We start from the raw sequence: 17,234 nt of genomic DNA on the forward strand, positions 1-17,234 counted from the left end.
GGCGGTGGTGCCCGCGATGACGAAGGCGGTCCACTGGATGCGCTTGGCATTGATGCCGATCGCCTCGCTGCGCAGCACCGAGTCGCGCGTGGCGCGGAGCGCGTAGCCGAACGGCGAGAACACCATGACCCGCAGCGCGATCGTGACGAGCGCGGCGACGCCGAGCGCCAGCCAGTAGAAGTTCGACGGGCTCGCCGCCCACTTCTCCGGCCACACACCCAGGATGCCGTTGTCGCCGCCTGTCACGCTCACCCACTGGAACGCGATCGACCACACGATCTGGGCGAAGGCGAGCGTCAGCATGGCGAAATAGACGCCCGAGAGCTGCACGGCGAAGAAGCCGAACACGGCCGCGCCCATGCAGCCGAGCAGCGGCCCAAGCAGCAGACAGACGATCATCGGCAACCCCGCCATCTTGGCCAGGAAGGCGATGCCATAGGCGCCGAGCCCGAAATAGGCGGCGTGGCCGAAAGAAGCGAGCCCGCCGACCGACATCAGGAAGTGCAGGCTGACGGCGAAGATCACGAAGATCGCGATCTCCGAGCCTACCGTGAGGGCGTAATTGCCGGCGAACAGCGGCAGCGTCGCGGCGATGACGAGCGCGGCCAGCGAGGCCAACCGCTCGTTCGAGGTCAGCGGACGCCAGGGATTGACGGTGAGACCCGGCGTCTTGCGCGCCGCTGCCTCCGGCTTGCCGAACAGGCCCCAGGGCCGCACGATCAGCACCACCGCCATCACCAGGAAGACCAGGATGATGGAGATCTTCGGGAAGATCAGGATGCCGAAGGCATTGAGCTCGGAGACCAGCACCGCCGCGACGAAGGCGCCGACGATGCTGCCGAGGCCGCCGATCACGACCACGACGAAGACCTCGACGATGATGCGCAGGTCCATGGCGTGATGCACGGCATCGCGCGGGATCTGGAGCGCGCCGCCGAGCGCGGCGAGGAAGACGCCGACCGCGAACACTGATGTGAACAGCCATTTCTGATTGACGCCGAGCGCTGCGACCATGTCGCGGTCCTGCGTCGCCGCCCGCACCAAGACGCCCCATCGCGTGCGCTGGAACAGCAGCCAGAGAACGCCGAGCACGACCGGGCCGAGCACGATCAGGAACAGGTCGTAGCTCGGGATGTTCTGGCCGAAGAAGTCGATCGCACCCTTGAAGCCCGGCGCGCGGCGGCCGACGAGATCGTCGGGCCCCCAGATCAGCACGACGAGATCTTCGACCATCAGGGTCAGACCGAACGTCGCGAGCAGCTGGAACAGTTCGGGCGCATGATAGATGCGGCGGAGCAGCACCATCTCGACCAGCACGCCGATCAGCGCCACGGCGAGCGCCGCCAGCACGATGCTGCCCCAGAAGCCGAGCGCGCCGGAGAGACGCTCGGTCAGCGTGAAGGCGATATAGGCGCCGATCATGTAGAACGCGCCGTGCGCGAAATTCACGATCCGCGTCACGCCGAAGATGATCGACAGGCCCGACGCCACCAGGAACAGCGACGCTGCGCTGGCGAGACCGGTCAGAAACTGTACGACGTAAAAGGCCATCTTCGGTCCGGGTTGGTGTTGCATGCCGCGGCATGCGAGGCTTCGTTCACCTCTCCCCGCTTGCGGGGAGAGGTCGGATCGCATCGTAGATGCGATCCGGGTGAGGGGGAGTCTCCGCAGGGCTAACTGTCACCTCCCTCGCGGAGGCTCCCCCTCACCCCAACCCTCTCCCCGCGAAGAGCGGCGAGAGGGAGAGATAGAGAACGATCAATCCTTCGGGCGCAGCTTCTCGACCTCGGCGTCGCTCGGCAGGTAGTCCGCGCCCTTCTTGTAGACGGAGTCCACCATCACGCCCTTGCCGTCCTTCAGCGCGGTCTTGCCGACGTAAGCGCCGAGCGTCGACTGGTGGTCGATCTTGCGGAAGGTGATCTCGCCGAAGGGCGAGCCCATCGACAGTCCTTCAGCCGCGGCAATCAGCTTCTCCGGATCGGTCGAGCCGGCCTTCGCGAGGATTGCGGCCGCCGCCTTGATGGTCTGGTAGCCGACGATGGAGCCGAGACGGGGATAGTCGTTGTACTTGGTTTGGTAGGCCTTCAGGAACGCATCATGCTCGGGCGTCTTGATCGAATACCAGGGATAGCCGGTCACGATCCAGCCCTCCGGCGTCTCGTCCTTGAGCGGATCGAGATATTCGGGCTCGCCGGTGAGGAACGAGACGACCTCGCGCCCCTTGAACAGACCGCGGGTGTTGCCTTCGCGCACGAGCTTGACGAGGTCGGCACCAAAGGTGACGTTGAGGATCGCTTCGGGATTGGCCGCGGCAACCGCCTGCACCACGGGACCTGCGTCGATCTTGCCCTGCGGCGGCCACTGCTCGTCGACCCACTGGATGTCCGGGCGCTTCTCCGACATCAGCTTCTTGAACACCGCGACCGCCGACTGGCCGTATTCGTAGTTCGGCGCGATCGTCGCCCAGCGTTTTGCGGGCAGCTTGGCGGCAGCCTCCACCAGCATCGCGGCCTGCATGTAGTTGGAAGGACGCAGGCGGAAGGTATACTTGTTGCCCTTGGACCAGGTCACCGCGTCCGTCAGCGGTTCGGCCGCGAGGAAGAACACCTTCTTCTGGTTGGCGAAGTCGGAGACCGCGAGGCCGATGTTCGACAGGAACGTGCCGGTCAGCATCGCGACGCCTTCGCTGGAGACGAGCTCGTTGGCCGCGGTCTGCGCATCGGCCGGCTTGCCGCCGTCATCCTTGGAGATGACGACGAGCTTCTTGCCGTTGATGCCGCCGGCCGCGTTGATTTCCTCAACAGCAAGCTGCCAGCCCTTGCGATAGGGCTCGGTGAATGCCGGCAGCAGCGAGTAGCTGTTGATCTCGCCGATCTTGATGTCCTGCGCCACGGCCGAATGGGCCATGCCGCCCGCCAAAAGCGCGAAGGCCGCGCCCACAAAATAGTTTCTCGCTCGCATCCCAACCTCCAGTTTTGAACTCTCTACGTCTTCAGCGTGATCTTGTCGGGGAAGCTGTGCCCGCCTCCCCGGTTCAAACCCTATCTCAAACCGTCTTCGCCCTTGACTTCCGCAACCGTCAGCCCGCCCACGCGCGGCAGCGGACGGCCGCTGTCGGTGACGGCGACCGCGACCATGATTTCGTTGGCGCGCGGCGCATCGTTGATCTGCACCTCCATGCCGTCGAAATGACTGCGCACGAAGGCCGCGTCCTTGTGGCCGAGCGGAATGTCGAGCGTGGTGCCCGGACCGCTGCGCTTCTTCGACGACGGGATCAGCGCCGCGCCCTTACCCAGAACCTTGCGCACCGGCGCACCCATCTTGGGGTGGAGGATCGCGGCGGCATGCTCCAGCTCGCCGTTCTCGCCGACGGCCGCGGCCTTGCCATAGCTCTGTGCCTTGGCGCCTTCGATGCCGAGCGCTGCCACCGCGCGCTTCGACAGGAGCTCGCCGAGCTCCTCACCGATCGCGATCAGCGGCGAGAGATCCTCGACATATTTTCCGGCGAATGGATTTTCGATCACGGCGATCGCGGCGGCACGCCGGGTCGGCGGCGAGACCTGGCGGCCCATCTCCATCTGCGTCTCTTCGACGACGGTGACGATCTTGCGGATGATCGCGCTCATGCTTCGCTTCCCTGGTCAGGCACCGACCGCGTTCTCCAGCACAGGCGGGCGCGTTCGTTGCTCTTCTATATCTTTGGTTCCGACGACAAGCATATCACCACAAAGCCGCAGCACGGCACCCTCGATCAATCCTCTATCGAACAATTGCCGTGCACATTCCGCGCCAGATTCCAGCGCGGCTGCGATCTCGTCTTGCGACAATTCACCGACTTCGCGGGTGACAAGACGCGCGCCGAGATCGCTGTCGGGCTGAATCCCGTTCGCGGGCTTGCGGACGATGGCGGGATGCCCGGGCAGATCGACGGCATTGGCGATGACAGTCGCGGCCGCATCGGCCTGCGACGCCGTCGCCGCGAGCACCGTCACGGCGTCCGCTATCCCCAGCGAAAAGCTGCGGCCGTGGCGTCCGCTGGTCGCAATCCCACGCGCGGGATCGTTCGCCTCGACCCTCATGGTCCGCATCAAGCCATCGCGGTCCGGCCGATCCATCAGGCCGACCGAAAAATGCTCGCCCTTGCCGAGATGCAGCGCGATGTCGCCGCCATTGTTCACATAGGCCCGATCGAGTGTCGCGGAATCAAGCATTGCGCGCAAAATCTCCTCCGCCACGCTGCCGGCCACCGCGGCCATCGGCGTGATGAAGCAATCGGCGGCATAGGGCGCAACAGCGGCGTGCATGCGGCGCGCGACAACGCCCTTCAGCGAGGTCTGCCCCCCTGCGGCCGCGCGCAGCTCCGGCAATTCCGCGCAGAGTTCGTCAAGCAGTCCAGTGAACCGCTGCGCCGCAGCTTCGTAGGCGGTGCGCACCACGCCGGCGGGCCCCCTCGCCTCGACGACCAGATCAATCGGTCCATCCTGCAAATGCAGCCGCCGGCCATCAGACAGCAATGCGATTTGCGGGAGCCGCGTCATGCCCGAGGTCCCGGGATCGGGTTCTGCCAGGGCAACTGGCGGACATCGTCGCCGTTCTGCACCTCGGAGAGCGGCTTGACATAATCCATGTGCCCGCCAAGCGCGGCGTAGTCGGACAGCTTCATCGTGAACTCGATCGGCGCAACCAGCGCCGGTGTCGGCACATAGCCGAACGCACCCGCAGGCATCTGCGTGACGTCGACCATGTAGGTGATGCCGCCGCCCGGCCAGACATAGACAGGCGCGCCGCCGCTGGTGACGCGGGTCAGCGCGTCCTTCACCGAGCGCGTCAGCCGCACCGGATTGTCGGTGACGCCGGCGCGCAGCGAGCCGCCGGCACCTGCCATGAACAGCACCGTGCATAGCGCCGGCTCGCAGTTTTCCTGGATGCGCTCGACCGAGAACTTCAGATCGGGCGGCATCTCGGTCTCGATCGGATTCAAGGCCTCGTCGAGCACGTAATAGGACGAATGCTCGCCGGTGGTGGAGACCATCAGCATGGTCAATCCGGCCTTCGCTTCCTTCTTGTCGAACGGCCCGAGGATCGCGAGCGGATTGGAGATGTTGGTGCCGCCCCACCCGGTGCCGGGATCGGCCACCTGGAAGTAGCGGCCGGGCGTCGAGCGGCGGCCCTTCATCTTGATTCCAGTGTCGGCGATGTCGAGCAGCTTGCCGGCCTGATGCTCGCTCAGCACACCGGTGATGTGGTCGTCGACCACGACGACCTCGTCGACCTTGCCGTGCCATTGCTTGGCGAACATGCCGATCGTCGCCGAGCCGCAGCCGACGCGCATGCGCTCTTCCTTCACGCCATTGACGATCGGCGGCTGGCCGGCCTGCACCACCACCGTCGCGCCGCCGTCGATGGTCAGTTCCACCGGCTTGCAATTGGCGAGGTCCATCAGCGTGTCGCAGGTGACGCGGCCCTCCTTCTTGGAGCCGCCGGTCAGATGATGCACGCCGCCGAGCGACAGCATCTGCGAGCCGTATTCGCTGGTGGTGACGTGGCCGACCGCCTCGCCCTGCGCGCGGACGGTCGCGGTCTCCGGGCCGAGATAGCGGTCGGTGTCGATCTTCACCTTGACGCCGCAATAGGAGAAGATGCCCTCGGTGACCACGGTCACCATGTCGACGCCATCGACCTCTGCGGAGACGATGAACGGCGCCGGCTTGTAGTCGGGATAGGTCGTGCCCGCGCCGATCGCCGTCACGAAGGTCGAAGGCTCGTGGACGATCTTGCCGTCCCAATCTTCGGTGCGGCTGAACGGAACGAGCTTGCCGCCATGCGAGACGGTACGCTCCAGGATCACATGCGGATCGACGCGGACCAGCTTGCCGTCGTGGTTGGCATAGCGATCGCAGGCGCCCGCCGCGCCCGGCTTGATGTAGCACATCACCGGACAGGCATCGCAGCGGATCTTGTCGGTGGCAGCGCTCGTTGTTTCAGTCACCATGTCGGAGCCAGCGGAGACGTCGTTATCATTCGTATACGAACGATGTTGCGCGTGGTCCCCCAGGCCTGTCAAGCGGCGGTGCAGCGCAAAAGATGCGCCTGCCGCATAAAACCTCATTTGCCTATCGGCTCTGTCCACAAAGAAGGCAGTCGCGCTGCAGTGCGGCATGCACGGCTTGCACGTTTGTGTACAAACGGTATCGTCACGACGTAGAATTTTTACGACTGCATCGTGTTGGGTTTGGGAACAAGGATGACGCAGACACCGATCCGCCTCACCGTGAACGGCAGGATCCACGAGGTCACAGCAGCGCGCGAGACGCCGCTGCTCTACGTGCTGCGCAACGATCTCGCGCTCAACGGCCCGAAATATGGTTGCGGCCTGGGCGAATGCGGCACCTGTACTGTCCTGATCGACGGCGCCGCGGCGCGCTCCTGCGTCATTCCGATCGGCGGCTGCGCCGGCCGCGACATCGTGACGCTCGAAGGGCTCGGCACACGCGACAAGCCTGACGTCGTGCAACAGGCTTTCATCGACGAGCAGGCCGCGCAATGTGGCTATTGCCTCAACGGCATGATCATGACCACCAAGGCGCTGCTCGCCATCAACCCGCAGCCTTCAGAGCAGGAGGCGCTGGCGGCGCTGCGCTACAATCTCTGCCGCTGCGGCACGCATGTCGAGATCTTGCGCGCGGTGATGCGCGCGTCGGGCCAGCTCACCGAGGCCGCAGATTGATGGCTTCCCCTGTTTCGAACGGAGCTGTGCGCCCATCGGGTTCGCTCATTGTCGCCCGCAGCGTGGATGAGGTTACATCCGAGACCTTCGTCCGCATCACCGCGGACGGCTCGGTCACTGCCTATAATGGCCATGTCGATCTCGGCACGGGCATCCGCACCGCGCTGGGCCAGATCGTCGCCGAAGAGCTCGACGTCTCCTTTGCGCGCGTCGTCGTCGTGCTCGGCGACACGGCCGTGGTACCGAACCAGGGCGCGACAATCGCGAGCGAGACCATCCAGATCACCGCCGTGCCCCTGCGCAGGGCCGCGGCGCAGGCAAGGCACTTCCTGATCGCGCGCGCGGCCGAACGCCTGGAGCTGCCGGCCACCGACCTCAAGATCGAAGACGGCCTCGTGCGCGGGCACGACAACCGCAGCGTCAGCTATGGCGAGCTGATCGGCGGCGAAGAAATCCGGCTCGAGCTCGAAGACGACGTCACTGTGAAACCCGTCGGCGACTACGCCATCGTTGGCCACTCCGTCCCGCGCGTCGATCTGCCGGCCAAGGCCACGGGCGAGCTGACCTTCGTGCACGACATTCGCTTGCCCGGCATGCTGCACGGCCGCGTGGTGCGCCCGCCCTATGCCGGCGTCGATGCCGGCCCGTTCGTCGGCACCAGCCTGCTCGCGGTCGATGAATCCTCGGTACGCGACATCCCCGGCCTCGTCGCCGTCGTGCACATCGGCGACTTCGTCGGCGTCGTCGCCGAGCGCGAAGAGAATGCGATTCGCGCTGCCGAGCAGCTCAAGCTGAGCTGGAAGCCGACGCCGAAGCTCACCGATCTCGCTGACGTCGAGACCGCGCTGCGCACCAATCCCTCGAGCCCGCGCACGCTGATCGACAAGGGCGAGGTCGACAAGGCGATATCAGGCGCGGCCAAGCCGATGCAGCGCACTTACATCTGGCCGTATCAGATGCATGCATCGATCGGCCCGTCCTGCGCCGTCGCCGATTTCCAGGACGGCAATATCCGCGTCTGGTCGGGCACGCAGAATCCGCATGTGCTGCGGAGCGACCTCGCCCTGCTGATCGAACGCCCCGAGAGCGAGATCGAGGTCGTCAGGCTGGAGGCCGCCGGCTGCTACGGCCGCAACTGTGCCGACGACGTCACCGCGGATGCGCTGCTGCTATCGCGCGCCGTCGGCCGGCCTGTCCGCGTGCAATTGACGCGGGAGCAGGAGCATGCCTGGGAGCCCAAGGGCACCGCGCAACTGATCGACGTCAACGGCGGGCTCGACGCCGACGGCGGCATCGCTGCCTACGATCTCGCCACGCGCTATCCGTCGAATGCGGCACCGACGCTCGCACTCCTGTTGACCGGCCGCATCTCGCCCGATCCCGCCGTGCTGCAGATGGGCGACCGCACCGCGATCCCACCTTACGACTACGACCACATGCGCGTCGTCGCCCGCGACATGGCACCGATCGTGCGTGCCTCATGGTTTCGCGGCGTCTCGGCGCTGCCGAATACCTTTGCGCATGAATCCTATATCGACGAAGCCGCGACCGAGGCCGGCGTCGATCCGATCGCATACCGCCTGCGCTATCTCAAAGACCCGCGCGCGATCGATCTCATCAATGCTGTCGCCGAACGCGCGGGCTGGACGCCGCGCCCGGTCCGCGAGGAGAAGGACGGCGAGGTCGTGCACGGCCGCGGCTTTGCCTATGCGCTCTACGTCCACAGCAAGTTTCCAGGCTATGGCGCGGCGTGGTCGGCGTGGGTTACGGACGTCGCGGTGAACAAGACCACCGGCGATGTCAGCGTCACGCGCGTCGTCGCCGGGCAGGACTCCGGCCTGATGATCAATCCGGACGGCGTGCGCCACCAGATCCACGGCAACGTCATCCAGTCCACCAGCCGCGCGCTGATGGAGGAGGTCTCGTTCGAGCGCGGTGCGGTGGCGGCGCGCGAATGGGGCGCCTATCCGATCATCCCCTTCCCCGACGTGCCCAAGATCGACGTCCTGATGCTCCCGCGGCAGGACCAGCCGCCGCTCGGCGTCGGCGAATCCGCGTCCGTGCCGAGCGCGGCGGCGATCGCAAATGCCATCTTCGACGCCACCGGCGTGCGCTTCCGCGAGCCGCCATTCACGCCGGAACGCATCCTGAGGGGATTGCATGGTGAAGCGTCACCCGTGCCGGAGGCCCTGCCCGCGCCCGCAGCCCCGAAGCCGTCTCGCATTTGGGAAAATCCCTTCGCCAAGCGCGCCGGCATCTTCGCAACGATCGCCGCCGTCTGCACCGCCGCGATCGGCATCGGCGCAGCGCTTCTTCCGGGGCGCGCGATCGCGCCGATCGCGCGGCCCGATGCATCGGTCTATTCCGCGGCAACAATTGCGCGCGGAGAGCAGCTTGCGGCGCTCGGCAATTGCGCGGAGTGCCACACCAATCTCGGCGGCATGCCCAACGCTGGCGGCCGCGCGCTTGAGACGCCGTTCGGCGTCATCCACAGCACCAACATCACGCCCGACGTCGAGACCGGCATCGGCGCCTGGTCCTATCCCGCCTTCGAGCGCGCGATGCGCGATGGCCTGCATCGCGACGGGCGCCAGCTCTACCCCGCCTTCCCCTACACGCATTTTGCGAGGACCAGCGACGCCGATATGCAGGCGCTCTACGCCTACCTGATGGCCCAGCCCGCGGTGCGCGCGACGGCGCCCGCGAACACGCTCGCCTTCCCGTTCAATCTCCGCCCGCTGCTGGCGGGCTGGAATGCGCTGTTCCATCAACCGCAGGAGTTCAAGCCCGATCCCGCCAGATCGGAGGCTTGGAATCGTGGCGCCTATCTCGTCGAAGGTCTCGGCCATTGCAGCGGCTGCCATTCACCGCGCAACGCGCTCGGCGCCGAGCAGCGCAACGCTTATCTTGCAGGCGGTTTTGCCGAGCGCTGGGAAGCGCCGCCGCTGACCTCGCTCTCGCATGCGCCGATCCCCTGGAGCGAGGACGAGCTCTACGCTTATTTGCGCACCGGCCATTCGCGCTACCACGGCGTCGCGGCCGGCCCGATGGCGCCGATCGTGCGGGATCTCAAGGCCCTGCCCGATCAGGACATCCGTGCGATGGCGGTCTATCTCGGCTCGTTCAACGATACCGCGACGCAGGCACAGGATGCGCTCGCCGCAAGGCTCGAAAGCGCAACACAAGTCACCACCGCCGCCTCCACCGGCGCACGCCTCTATCAGGGCGCCTGCGCCGTGTGCCATGAGGTCGGCGGCCTGCCGTTGTTCGGCAGCCGGCCCTCGCTCGCGCTCAACAGCAATCTGCACAGCGCGACATCGGACAATCTCGTGCAGGTGATCCTGCACGGAATTGCCGAGCCTGTGTCGAGCGATCTCGGCTACATGCCCGCGTTCAGGAATAGCATGAGCGACGCACAGCTCGAGGAGCTCGTCACCTTCCTGCGCAAGCAGTTCGCGCCGGACAGACCGGCATGGACCGGCGTGCGCGAGACGATCGCAAGGGTGCGCAGCTCAACCCATTAGATGTCATTCGGGGCGACGCGAAGCGGCGAGCCCGGAATGACGCTGAATGAAACGCCAGAGCCACAACGCTACCCGTGCTTCACCTCCACCGGCGGCGTGCCGTGGGTGTGGAAGGACTCGATCGTCTTCAACCCCCAGGCCTGGCCCTTCTTGCGCTCCTCTTCCGTCCACACGATCGGCTTCCAGTCGGGCGCGAGGATCAGGCGCGCGCCGGCATTGGCGACCTCGACACGGTTGCCGCCGGGTTCGTAGACGTACAGGAAGAAGGTCTGCTGGATCGCGTGCTTGTGCGGCCCGGTCTCGATGTGGATGCCATTCTCAAGAAAGATATCTGCAGCGCGCAAAATCTCCTCGCGGCTGTCGAGCGCGTAGGTGACGTGGTGGAAGCGGCCCGGCACGCCGGAATGGTCCAGCGAATAGGCGAAGTCGTAGCTCTTGTTCGACATCGTCAGCCACATCGCAGCTTCCCGGCCGTCGTTGAGCACGATCTGCTCGGTGAGCCGGCAGCCGAGATAGTTTTCGAAGAACTCGCGGTTGGCCTTGATGTCGACGGCGAGGCAGTTGAGGTGGTCGAGGCGGCGGACATTGACGCCGCGAGCGGGAAAGCGCTGTGCCTGGTTCTTCAGCGCGGGTTTGAGCTCCGGCGGGGCCTGATACCATTCGGTCTCGTAATAGAGCTCGACGATGTGGCCATCGGGATCGCGGCAGCGGAAGGTCGGCCCCTGCCCCATGTCGCCGTCAACCCAGCCGATGTCGAAGCCGGATCCCTTGAGCGCGGCGACGCGGCGCTCCAGCGCTTGCTGGCTGCGCGCGCGCAGCGCCATGTGCTCCATGCCTGACGTCTTCGATGCCGTGAGCTTGAGCGAATAGCGCTCGTAGTCGTCCCAGCCGCGCAAATAGACGGACTCGCCCTTCTGCCCGCTGACGGTCATGCCCATGACGTCGACGAAGAATCTCAGGCTCTCGTCGGGTTTCGGCGTCAGCAGTTCCATGTGGCCGAGATGAGCGAGATCGAGGATCGGTTCGGGCTGCATGATGTCCTCCGGGGCTTGTCCAGTAAGGCGTAGCTGCGTTCCGCCTGGCCGACGGCGCGCTAGAGACGCAAGGCGTGCTGACGCGCGTCTGTTAGCGGCGACGATTTCATTTGTACTAATGTACAAATGATTAGGTCTCGTCAACAAATCAACCACCGTCCTCCGCGAATGGCGCGCGGCGGACCCGCTGCGCGTCTCCGGAACGGACGGCAGCCTGCCCAAATGGTAAAATCTTCCCTAAGATCGCCGATTTGGCGGCCAGAAATGCGGAATATTCCGGCCGATTCCCCCAAAAGCATGCATTGGCGACAAAGCTCCTGACCCAATTGCCGCGGATTTAACGGAGCGGGCGCGCCCCGCGTTTAACCGTTTGTCCAGCGACCGCCGCGCATAGTCTGGAACAAATTCCTCGCTCTTGCCGGGTTGATTCATCGTGACATCCTTTGGACGCGTGATTTCGGTACGTGGATCGCTTGCCCGGGTCGGGCTCTTGGCGGCCAGCCAGATGCCGATCTCGGAGGTTCGGGCCACCGTCGGCCGCTTCGTCAGCATTCGCTGCGCGAGCTCGGTGATCGTCGCGATGATCACCGAGGTCTCCTGCGAGAACTTGTCGAGCACCGACAACTACATCGCCATCGCCTCGGTCGACCTGCTCGGCGAGATTCTCAACGCCGCCGACAAGGCCAAATTCCAGCGCGGCGTCACCAACTATCCGACCATCGGCGATGCCGTCGACCTGATCACCAGCCAGGAGCTGCGCACGATCTACGCGCCGACCGGATCGGATCAGATCAATGTCGGCTTCCTGCAGCAGGACCGCTCCGTCGTCGCCTATGTCGACGTCGAGGAAATGCTGTCCAAGCATTTTGCCGTGCTGGGCTCGACCGGCGTCGGCAAATCGACCGGTGTCTCGCTGCTGCTCAACGAGATTTTGAAGGCGCGGCCGAACCTGCGCATCTTCCTGCTCGACGTCCACAACGAATATGGCCGCTGCTTCGGCGACCGCGCGCTGGTGCTGAACCCGCGGAACCTGAAGCTGCCGTTCTGGCTGTTCAACTTCGAGGAAATCGTCGACGTGCTGTTCGCGGGCCGCCCCGGCGTGCCGGAGGAGCTCGACATCCTCGCCGAGGTGATCCCGATCGCCAAGGGCGTCTACACCCAGTACCAGAACGCCGACCGCATCGGTCTGAAGCGCATCGATCCCAAGCAGATCGGCTACACGGTCGACACGCCGGTGCCGTACCGCCTGGTCGACCTCGTCTCGCTGATCGACGAGCGCATGGGCAAGCTGGAGAACCGCTCCTCGCGCATCATCTATCACAAGCTGATCTCGCGCATCGACGCCGTGCGCAACGACCCGCGCTACGCCTTCATGTTCGACAACGCCAATGTCGGCGGCGACACCATGGCCGAGGTGATCAGCCATCTGTTCCGCCTGCCCGCCAACGGCAAGCCGATGACGGTGATGCAGCTCGCCGGCTTCCCGGCGGAGGTGATCGATTCCGTCGTCTCGGTGCTCTGCCGCATGGCCTTCGACTTCGGCCTGTGGAGCGACGGCGTCTCGCCGCTGCTCTTCGTCTGCGAGGAAGCGCACCGCTACGCCTCCGCCGACCGCAATGTCGGCTTCGGCCCGACCCGCAAGGCGGTATCCCGCATCGCCAAGGAAGGCCGCAAATACGGCGTCTATCTCGGCCTGATCACGCAGCGCCCCGCCGAGCTCGACGCCACCATCATCTCCCAGTGCAACACGCTGTTCACGATGCGTCTTGCCAACGACCGCGACCAGGCGCTGCTGCGCGCCGCGGTGTCGGATGCGGCTGCGAACCTCCTGTCCTTCGTGCCTTCGCTCGGCACCCGCGAAGTGCTGGCGTTCGGCGAAGGCGTCGCGCTGCCGACCCGCCTGCGCTTCAAGGAAGTGCCGCCGCATCAATTGCCGCGCGGTGAAGCCACCATCAGCAGCGTTCCGTCTCTCACATCCGGCCACGACATGCATTTCGTCGGGGCCGTGCTCGAGCGCTGGCGCGGCGCCACCTCGCAGCGCGACGTGCCGAACGATCCGGTGTTCTCCGCACCGCCGGCCAAGTCGCTCGCGCCAGCCGAAGCGCCGATGTTGCAGCCCTCGATGGGCCTCGACCCGGACCGCTTCTCGCTCTTGAAGAAGCCGCTGCGGTAAGGCCGCACTTTCTCCACACCGTCATTGCGAGCGCAGCGAAGCAATCCAGAGTCTTTCCGCGGAGGGATACTGGATTGGCTTCGCTGCGCTCGCAATGACGGTGGATGGAGCGCCCATAACTCGCGCTTTGCTCGCGGCAAACGCGGCCGGCCAGATTGAGCCCACCGCCCGCATCGACTATGGTTGCCGGCCTAAATGCCGGAATCCATGCACATGACAAAAACCGCCGCGCAACGCTTCCCCGCTCCTGCCCTCGACACGCTTCCCGAGGACATCCGTACCCGCCTCCTCGGCGTGCAGGAAAAGAGCGGCTTCGTGCCGAACGTGTTCCTGACCTTGGCCTACCGCCCCGACGAGTTCCGCGCCTTCTTCGCCTATCACGACGCGCTGATGGAGAAGGACGGCGGCCTGACCAAGGCCGAGCGCGAGATGATCGTGGTGGCGACCTCGGCCGCCAACCAGTGCCAGTATTGCGTCATCGCCCATGGCGCGATCCTTCGCATCCGCGCCAAGAATCCGCTGATCGCCGACCAGGTCGCGGTGAACTACCGCAAGGCCGACATCACGCCGCGCCAGAAGGCGATGCTCGATTTCGCGATGAAGGTCTCCGCCGATGCGCAGCGCGTGTCGGAGGAAGATTTCGCCGCGCTCGGGCCGCACGGCTTCAGCGACGACGACATCTGGGACATTGCCGCGATCTCCGCCTTCTTCGCGCTGTCGAACCGACTGGCGAATTTCACGGGCATGCGGCCGAACGAGGAGTTCTACCTGATGGGACGCCTGCCGAAGAAATGACCGCGCTGGACTGGCCCGAGATCCTGCTGCGCCTCGGCGTTGCCACGCTCGCAGGCTGCGCCATCGGCCTCAATCGTGACCTGCACGGCAAGCCGATCGGGCTGAAGACGCTTGGCATCGTCGGGCTCTCGACCGCGACCGTCGTATTGCTGGCCATGCAGTTCGCCGAGCCCGGCAAGATCAACGATGCGGCGAGCCGCGTCATCCAGGGCATCCTCACCGGCATCGGCTTCCTCGGTGCCGGCGTCATCGTCCACGAAAGCGACCGGTTCCGCGTCCGCGGCCTGACCAGCGCCGCCTGCACCTTCCTCGCCGCCTGCCTCGGCATCGCCTGCGGCATCGGCCAATGGCCGATCGTCGGCACGGCGCTGACACTGGCCTTCCTGATCCTCACCGTCGGCAACCGCACCGAGCACTGGCTGCACCGGATGCTCGGCGGCAGGCACGAGACGCAAGAAAGCGATGGGCCAGCGAGGCCGGGCTCTCCGGGCGGAAACTAGAGCATGATCCGGAAAAGTGCGAAACGGTTTTCCGAAAAGATCATGCACAAACAATAGCCTGAAGCGCGATGACGATTCATCCCAATCTCATCGCACTTCAGAATCGAAGCCGCCGCGCCCATAGCGACTTCAACGCTTCGAGCAGCGTCAGCAGCAGCAATCCCGCGCCGAGCGTGATCGTGAGATCATCGGCATGCAGCGGACCGAAGCGGAACAGGCTGGAGGCCGGCGGCCAGAGCAGAACGGTGGCGAGAACGGCGGCGACCGCTGCAAAGATCCAGGCCAGCGCGGGATTTGGCCGGAAGAAAGCCGACATGAACGAGGCGCTGAAGGAGCGGTTGACCAGGACCAGCGCGACGAAGCAGACCACGAGCGTCACGAAGGTCAGCGCCCGCGCCTCGTCGGCGGCAAGGCCGGAGCGAAGCGCGCCGACGAATATGACGGCGGTCAGGGCGAAGGCGAGCGCGCCCTGAAGAACGCTCCAGCCGACCAGGGCCCAGGAGAACAGCTCGGCATCGGCCCGTCTCGGCGGGCGCGTCATCGCATCGCGCTCTTCGCGCTCCGCCTCGAACACCAGCGAGCACACGGGGTCGATGATCAGCTCCAGAAACGCGATGTGCACCGGACTGAAGATCAGTGGCAGCCCGAACACCAGCGGCAGCAGCGCAAGTCCGGCGATCGGGACGTGAACGGCGAAGATGAAGGCCATCGCCTTGCGCAGATTGTCATAGATGCGGCGCCCCAGGCGAATGGCCGAGACGATCGAGCCGAAATCGTCGTCGAGCAACACGATCGACGACGCCTCTCGCGCGACGTCAGTGCCGCGCCCGCCCATCGCAATGCCGATATGAGCGGCCTTGAGCGATGGCGCGTCATTGACGCCGTCCCCGGTCATGGCCACGATCTCGTTGTCGGCTTTCATCGCCTGGACGATGCGCAGCTTCTGTTCCGGCAGGACCCGCGCGAACACGCTCACATGCCTGACGCGCCGTGCGAGCTCCGGATCATCCGCCAGCCTGACCTGATCGCCGGTCATGACATCCTGGACGTCGAGGCCAGCCTCGTTCGCGATGGCGACGGCCGTTGCCGGGTAGTCGCCGGTGATCATGACTACGCGAATTCCGGCCGTACGGCATTCCCGAACCGCCTCCGGGACATGGGGCCGCAGCGGATCGGCAAGCCCGATCAGGCCGACAAAGCGAAATCCGAAGGCCTGCTGTGACTGCGGCAATGAGCTGTCATCGCAGACGGCAACGGCGACGCCCAGCACCCGAAGCCCGTCCTTCGCCATCGCGCTGGCGGCATCCCCTACCAATTCCCGATCGGCATCGTTCAGCCTGCACAGGCGCGCAACCGCCTCGGGCGCGCCCTTGGCGCATGCGAGGAGGTCCCCGCGGCCGGCTGTCCGCCAGACCTGGGTCATGGCCAGCAAGTCGGGGCGCAGACCGTAGGTGCGCAGCAGCGTCCGCTCGCCGTCCATCGCATCACCGTCGCGCAGGGCGTCGCGCGCGAACTGGTGCAGCGCCTTCTCCATCGGATCGAACGGTTCCGGCGAACTCGCCAGGGCGCCGCAGCGCGCCAGCTCGACAAATTCCGCCGGGCCGCGATCTTCGCCGGCCGCGGGGCGCATCCGCGCCCCGTCGAGCAGCCGCAGCTCCGCGACGGACATCTGGTTCTGGGTCAGCGTCCCGGTCTTGTCGGTGCACAGGATAGTTGCAGACCCCAGAACCTCGATGGCGGCGGCGCGCCGCGTCAGCACGCGGGCCTGCGAGATGCGCCACGCGCCCATCGCCATGAAGACGGTGAGGACGACGCCGAATTCTTCCGGAAGCATCGACATGCCGATGGCGATGCCTGCGAGCAGCGCCTGCAGCCAGTCCCCGCGCAAGACGCCATAGAGCGCAACCGCGGCCAGGCTCACTACGGCGCCGCCGAGGAAGCAGAGCCGCACCAGCCTTGCGGTCTGTTGTTGCAGCCGCGGCGGCTCGGCCTGCAAGCCGCGCAGCGACAGTCCGATCTTCCCGATCTCGCTGCGCGGACCGGTGGCCTCGACCAGAGCCAGCCCCTCGCCGCGTACGACGAGCGAACCGGAATACACGAAGGGCTGATCCTCGCCGCCGGGCCGGTGATCGGCCATTGCTAGGCCGTCGGCGACCTGCTTGCGGACGGGCACGGACTCGCCGGTGAGAAGGGATTCGTCAATCTGCAGATCGCGCGCATCGACGAGTACGGCATCGGCGGGAACCCGATCACCTTCACCGAGGACGAGGAGATCGCCGCGCACGACCTCGCGGCCTGGAATTCGCCGGCGCGCGCCGTCCCGCACCACCAGCGCACGCGGGCTGGTCAGGTCGCGCAGGGCCTCCAGCACGCGTTCGGTCCGGGTCTCCTGCACCACCGTGATCACGATGGACATCGCCCCGAAGGCCAGGAGGATCAGCGCCTCCTTGAGATCGCCCACCACGAGATAGATCAACCCGC

Annotated in this window: 13 protein-coding genes; 5 read left to right on the forward strand and 8 right to left on the reverse strand. The window is 65.8% G+C overall.

Going from position 1 to position 17,234, the window contains the following annotated elements; translation table 11 throughout:
• The 5 genes from A5906_RS26245 to A5906_RS26265 all read right to left on the reverse strand — a co-directional run.
• Positions 1-1,551 (reverse strand): ABC transporter permease (locus A5906_RS26245; RefSeq protein ID WP_245326901.1); only part of this gene is annotated, 1,551 nt, incomplete at its 3' end.
• Positions 1,552-1,758: 207 nt separating this feature from the next.
• A complete protein-coding gene (locus A5906_RS26250) occupies positions 1,759-2,961 on the reverse strand; it encodes an ABC transporter substrate-binding protein (protein WP_080138135.1) in 1,203 nt (400 codons plus the stop codon).
• A gap of 80 nt (positions 2,962-3,041) precedes the next feature.
• Complete coding sequence (locus A5906_RS26255; RefSeq protein ID WP_018645575.1) at positions 3,042-3,626, reverse strand: amino acid synthesis family protein; 585 nt, start codon at positions 3,624-3,626, stop codon at positions 3,042-3,044.
• 15 nt (positions 3,627-3,641) lie between these two features.
• A complete protein-coding gene (locus tag A5906_RS26260; protein WP_080138136.1) occupies positions 3,642-4,538 on the reverse strand; it encodes a UPF0280 family protein in 897 nt (298 codons plus the stop codon).
• Positions 4,535-5,992, reverse strand: a complete 1,458-nt coding sequence (locus tag A5906_RS26265) for a 6-hydroxynicotinate reductase (protein WP_080138137.1) — start codon at positions 5,990-5,992, stop codon at positions 4,535-4,537. Before A5906_RS26265 ends, A5906_RS26260 begins: the two co-directional genes overlap by 4 nt.
• 252 nt (positions 5,993-6,244) lie before the next feature.
• Between A5906_RS26265 and A5906_RS26270 the strand changes: the two genes are divergently transcribed.
• Together A5906_RS26270 and A5906_RS26275 are read left to right on the forward strand one after the other, a co-directional pair.
• Positions 6,245-6,727 (forward strand): (2Fe-2S)-binding protein, encoded by a 483-nt coding sequence (locus A5906_RS26270; protein ID WP_080138138.1) that lies wholly within the window; start codon positions 6,245-6,247, stop codon positions 6,725-6,727.
• Entirely contained in the window at positions 6,727-10,251 is a 3,525-nt protein-coding gene (locus tag A5906_RS26275) for a molybdopterin cofactor-binding domain-containing protein (RefSeq protein ID WP_080138139.1), read from the forward strand. The genes A5906_RS26270 and A5906_RS26275 overlap by 1 nt, the downstream gene beginning before the upstream one ends.
• A gap of 68 nt (positions 10,252-10,319) precedes the next feature.
• Here A5906_RS26275 and A5906_RS26280 read toward each other — a convergent pair whose 3' ends face one another.
• Both A5906_RS26280 and A5906_RS45015 read right to left on the reverse strand, forming a co-directional pair.
• Positions 10,320-11,285 (reverse strand): catechol 2,3-dioxygenase, encoded by a 966-nt coding sequence (locus A5906_RS26280; RefSeq protein ID WP_080138140.1) that lies wholly within the window; start codon positions 11,283-11,285, stop codon positions 10,320-10,322.
• Positions 11,286-11,522: 237 nt separating this feature from the next.
• The gene (locus tag A5906_RS45015; RefSeq protein WP_245326902.1) at positions 11,523-11,873 is read right to left on the reverse strand and encodes a hypothetical protein; all 351 of its coding nucleotides are present in this window, start codon (positions 11,871-11,873) and stop codon (positions 11,523-11,525) included.
• Here A5906_RS45015 and A5906_RS26285 point away from each other — a divergent pair.
• The 3 genes from A5906_RS26285 to A5906_RS26295 all read left to right on the forward strand — a co-directional run bounded on the left by A5906_RS26285 (position 11,866) and on the right by A5906_RS26295 (position 14,753).
• Positions 11,866-13,458, forward strand: a complete 1,593-nt coding sequence (locus tag A5906_RS26285; RefSeq protein WP_245326903.1) for an ATP-binding protein — start codon at positions 11,866-11,868, stop codon at positions 13,456-13,458. The genes A5906_RS45015 and A5906_RS26285 overlap by 8 nt on opposite strands.
• A gap of 213 nt (positions 13,459-13,671) precedes the next feature.
• Positions 13,672-14,253, forward strand: a complete 582-nt coding sequence (locus A5906_RS26290) for a peroxidase-related enzyme (RefSeq protein ID WP_080138280.1) — start codon at positions 13,672-13,674, stop codon at positions 14,251-14,253.
• Positions 14,250-14,753: an MgtC/SapB family protein gene (locus A5906_RS26295; RefSeq protein WP_080138141.1), complete on the forward strand. Its 504-nt coding sequence runs from the start codon at positions 14,250-14,252 to the stop codon at positions 14,751-14,753. Before A5906_RS26290 ends, A5906_RS26295 begins: the two co-directional genes overlap by 4 nt.
• A 97-nt stretch (positions 14,754-14,850) precedes the next feature.
• Here the strand turns inward: A5906_RS26295 and A5906_RS26300 are convergent.
• On the reverse strand, positions 14,851-17,234 hold a 2,384-nt coding region (locus A5906_RS26300; protein WP_245326904.1), incomplete at its 5' end, for a cation-translocating P-type ATPase.

It is taken from the genome of Bradyrhizobium sacchari, from assembly GCF_002068095.1.
Taxonomy (GTDB): domain Bacteria; phylum Pseudomonadota; class Alphaproteobacteria; order Rhizobiales; family Xanthobacteraceae; genus Bradyrhizobium; species Bradyrhizobium sacchari.

Bases quoted from the DNA above. Each gene is read 5' to 3' on its own strand.
- A5906_RS26255 (WP_018645575.1), bottom strand. From the start codon at position 3,626: ATGAGCGCGATCATCCGCAAGATCGTCACCGTCGTCGAAGAGACGCAG.
- A5906_RS26295 (WP_080138141.1), top strand. From the start codon at position 14,250: ATGACCGCGCTGGACTGGCCCGAGATCCTGCTGCGCCTCGGCGTTGCC.
- A5906_RS26275 (WP_080138139.1), top strand. From the start codon at position 6,727: ATGGCTTCCCCTGTTTCGAACGGAGCTGTGCGCCCATCGGGTTCGCTC.
- A5906_RS26265 (WP_080138137.1), bottom strand. From the start codon at position 5,992: ATGGTGACTGAAACAACGAGCGCTGCCACCGACAAGATCCGCTGCGAT.
- A5906_RS26250 (WP_080138135.1), bottom strand. From the start codon at position 2,961: ATGCGAGCGAGAAACTATTTTGTGGGCGCGGCCTTCGCGCTTTTGGCG.
- A5906_RS26270 (WP_080138138.1), top strand. From the start codon at position 6,245: ATGACGCAGACACCGATCCGCCTCACCGTGAACGGCAGGATCCACGAG.
- A5906_RS26285 (WP_245326903.1), top strand. From the start codon at position 11,866: ATGATCACCGAGGTCTCCTGCGAGAACTTGTCGAGCACCGACAACTAC.
- A5906_RS26290 (WP_080138280.1), top strand. From the start codon at position 13,672: ATGACAAAAACCGCCGCGCAACGCTTCCCCGCTCCTGCCCTCGACACG.
- A5906_RS26280 (WP_080138140.1), bottom strand. From the start codon at position 11,285: ATGCAGCCCGAACCGATCCTCGATCTCGCTCATCTCGGCCACATGGAA.
- A5906_RS26260 (WP_080138136.1), bottom strand. From the start codon at position 4,538: ATGACGCGGCTCCCGCAAATCGCATTGCTGTCTGATGGCCGGCGGCTG.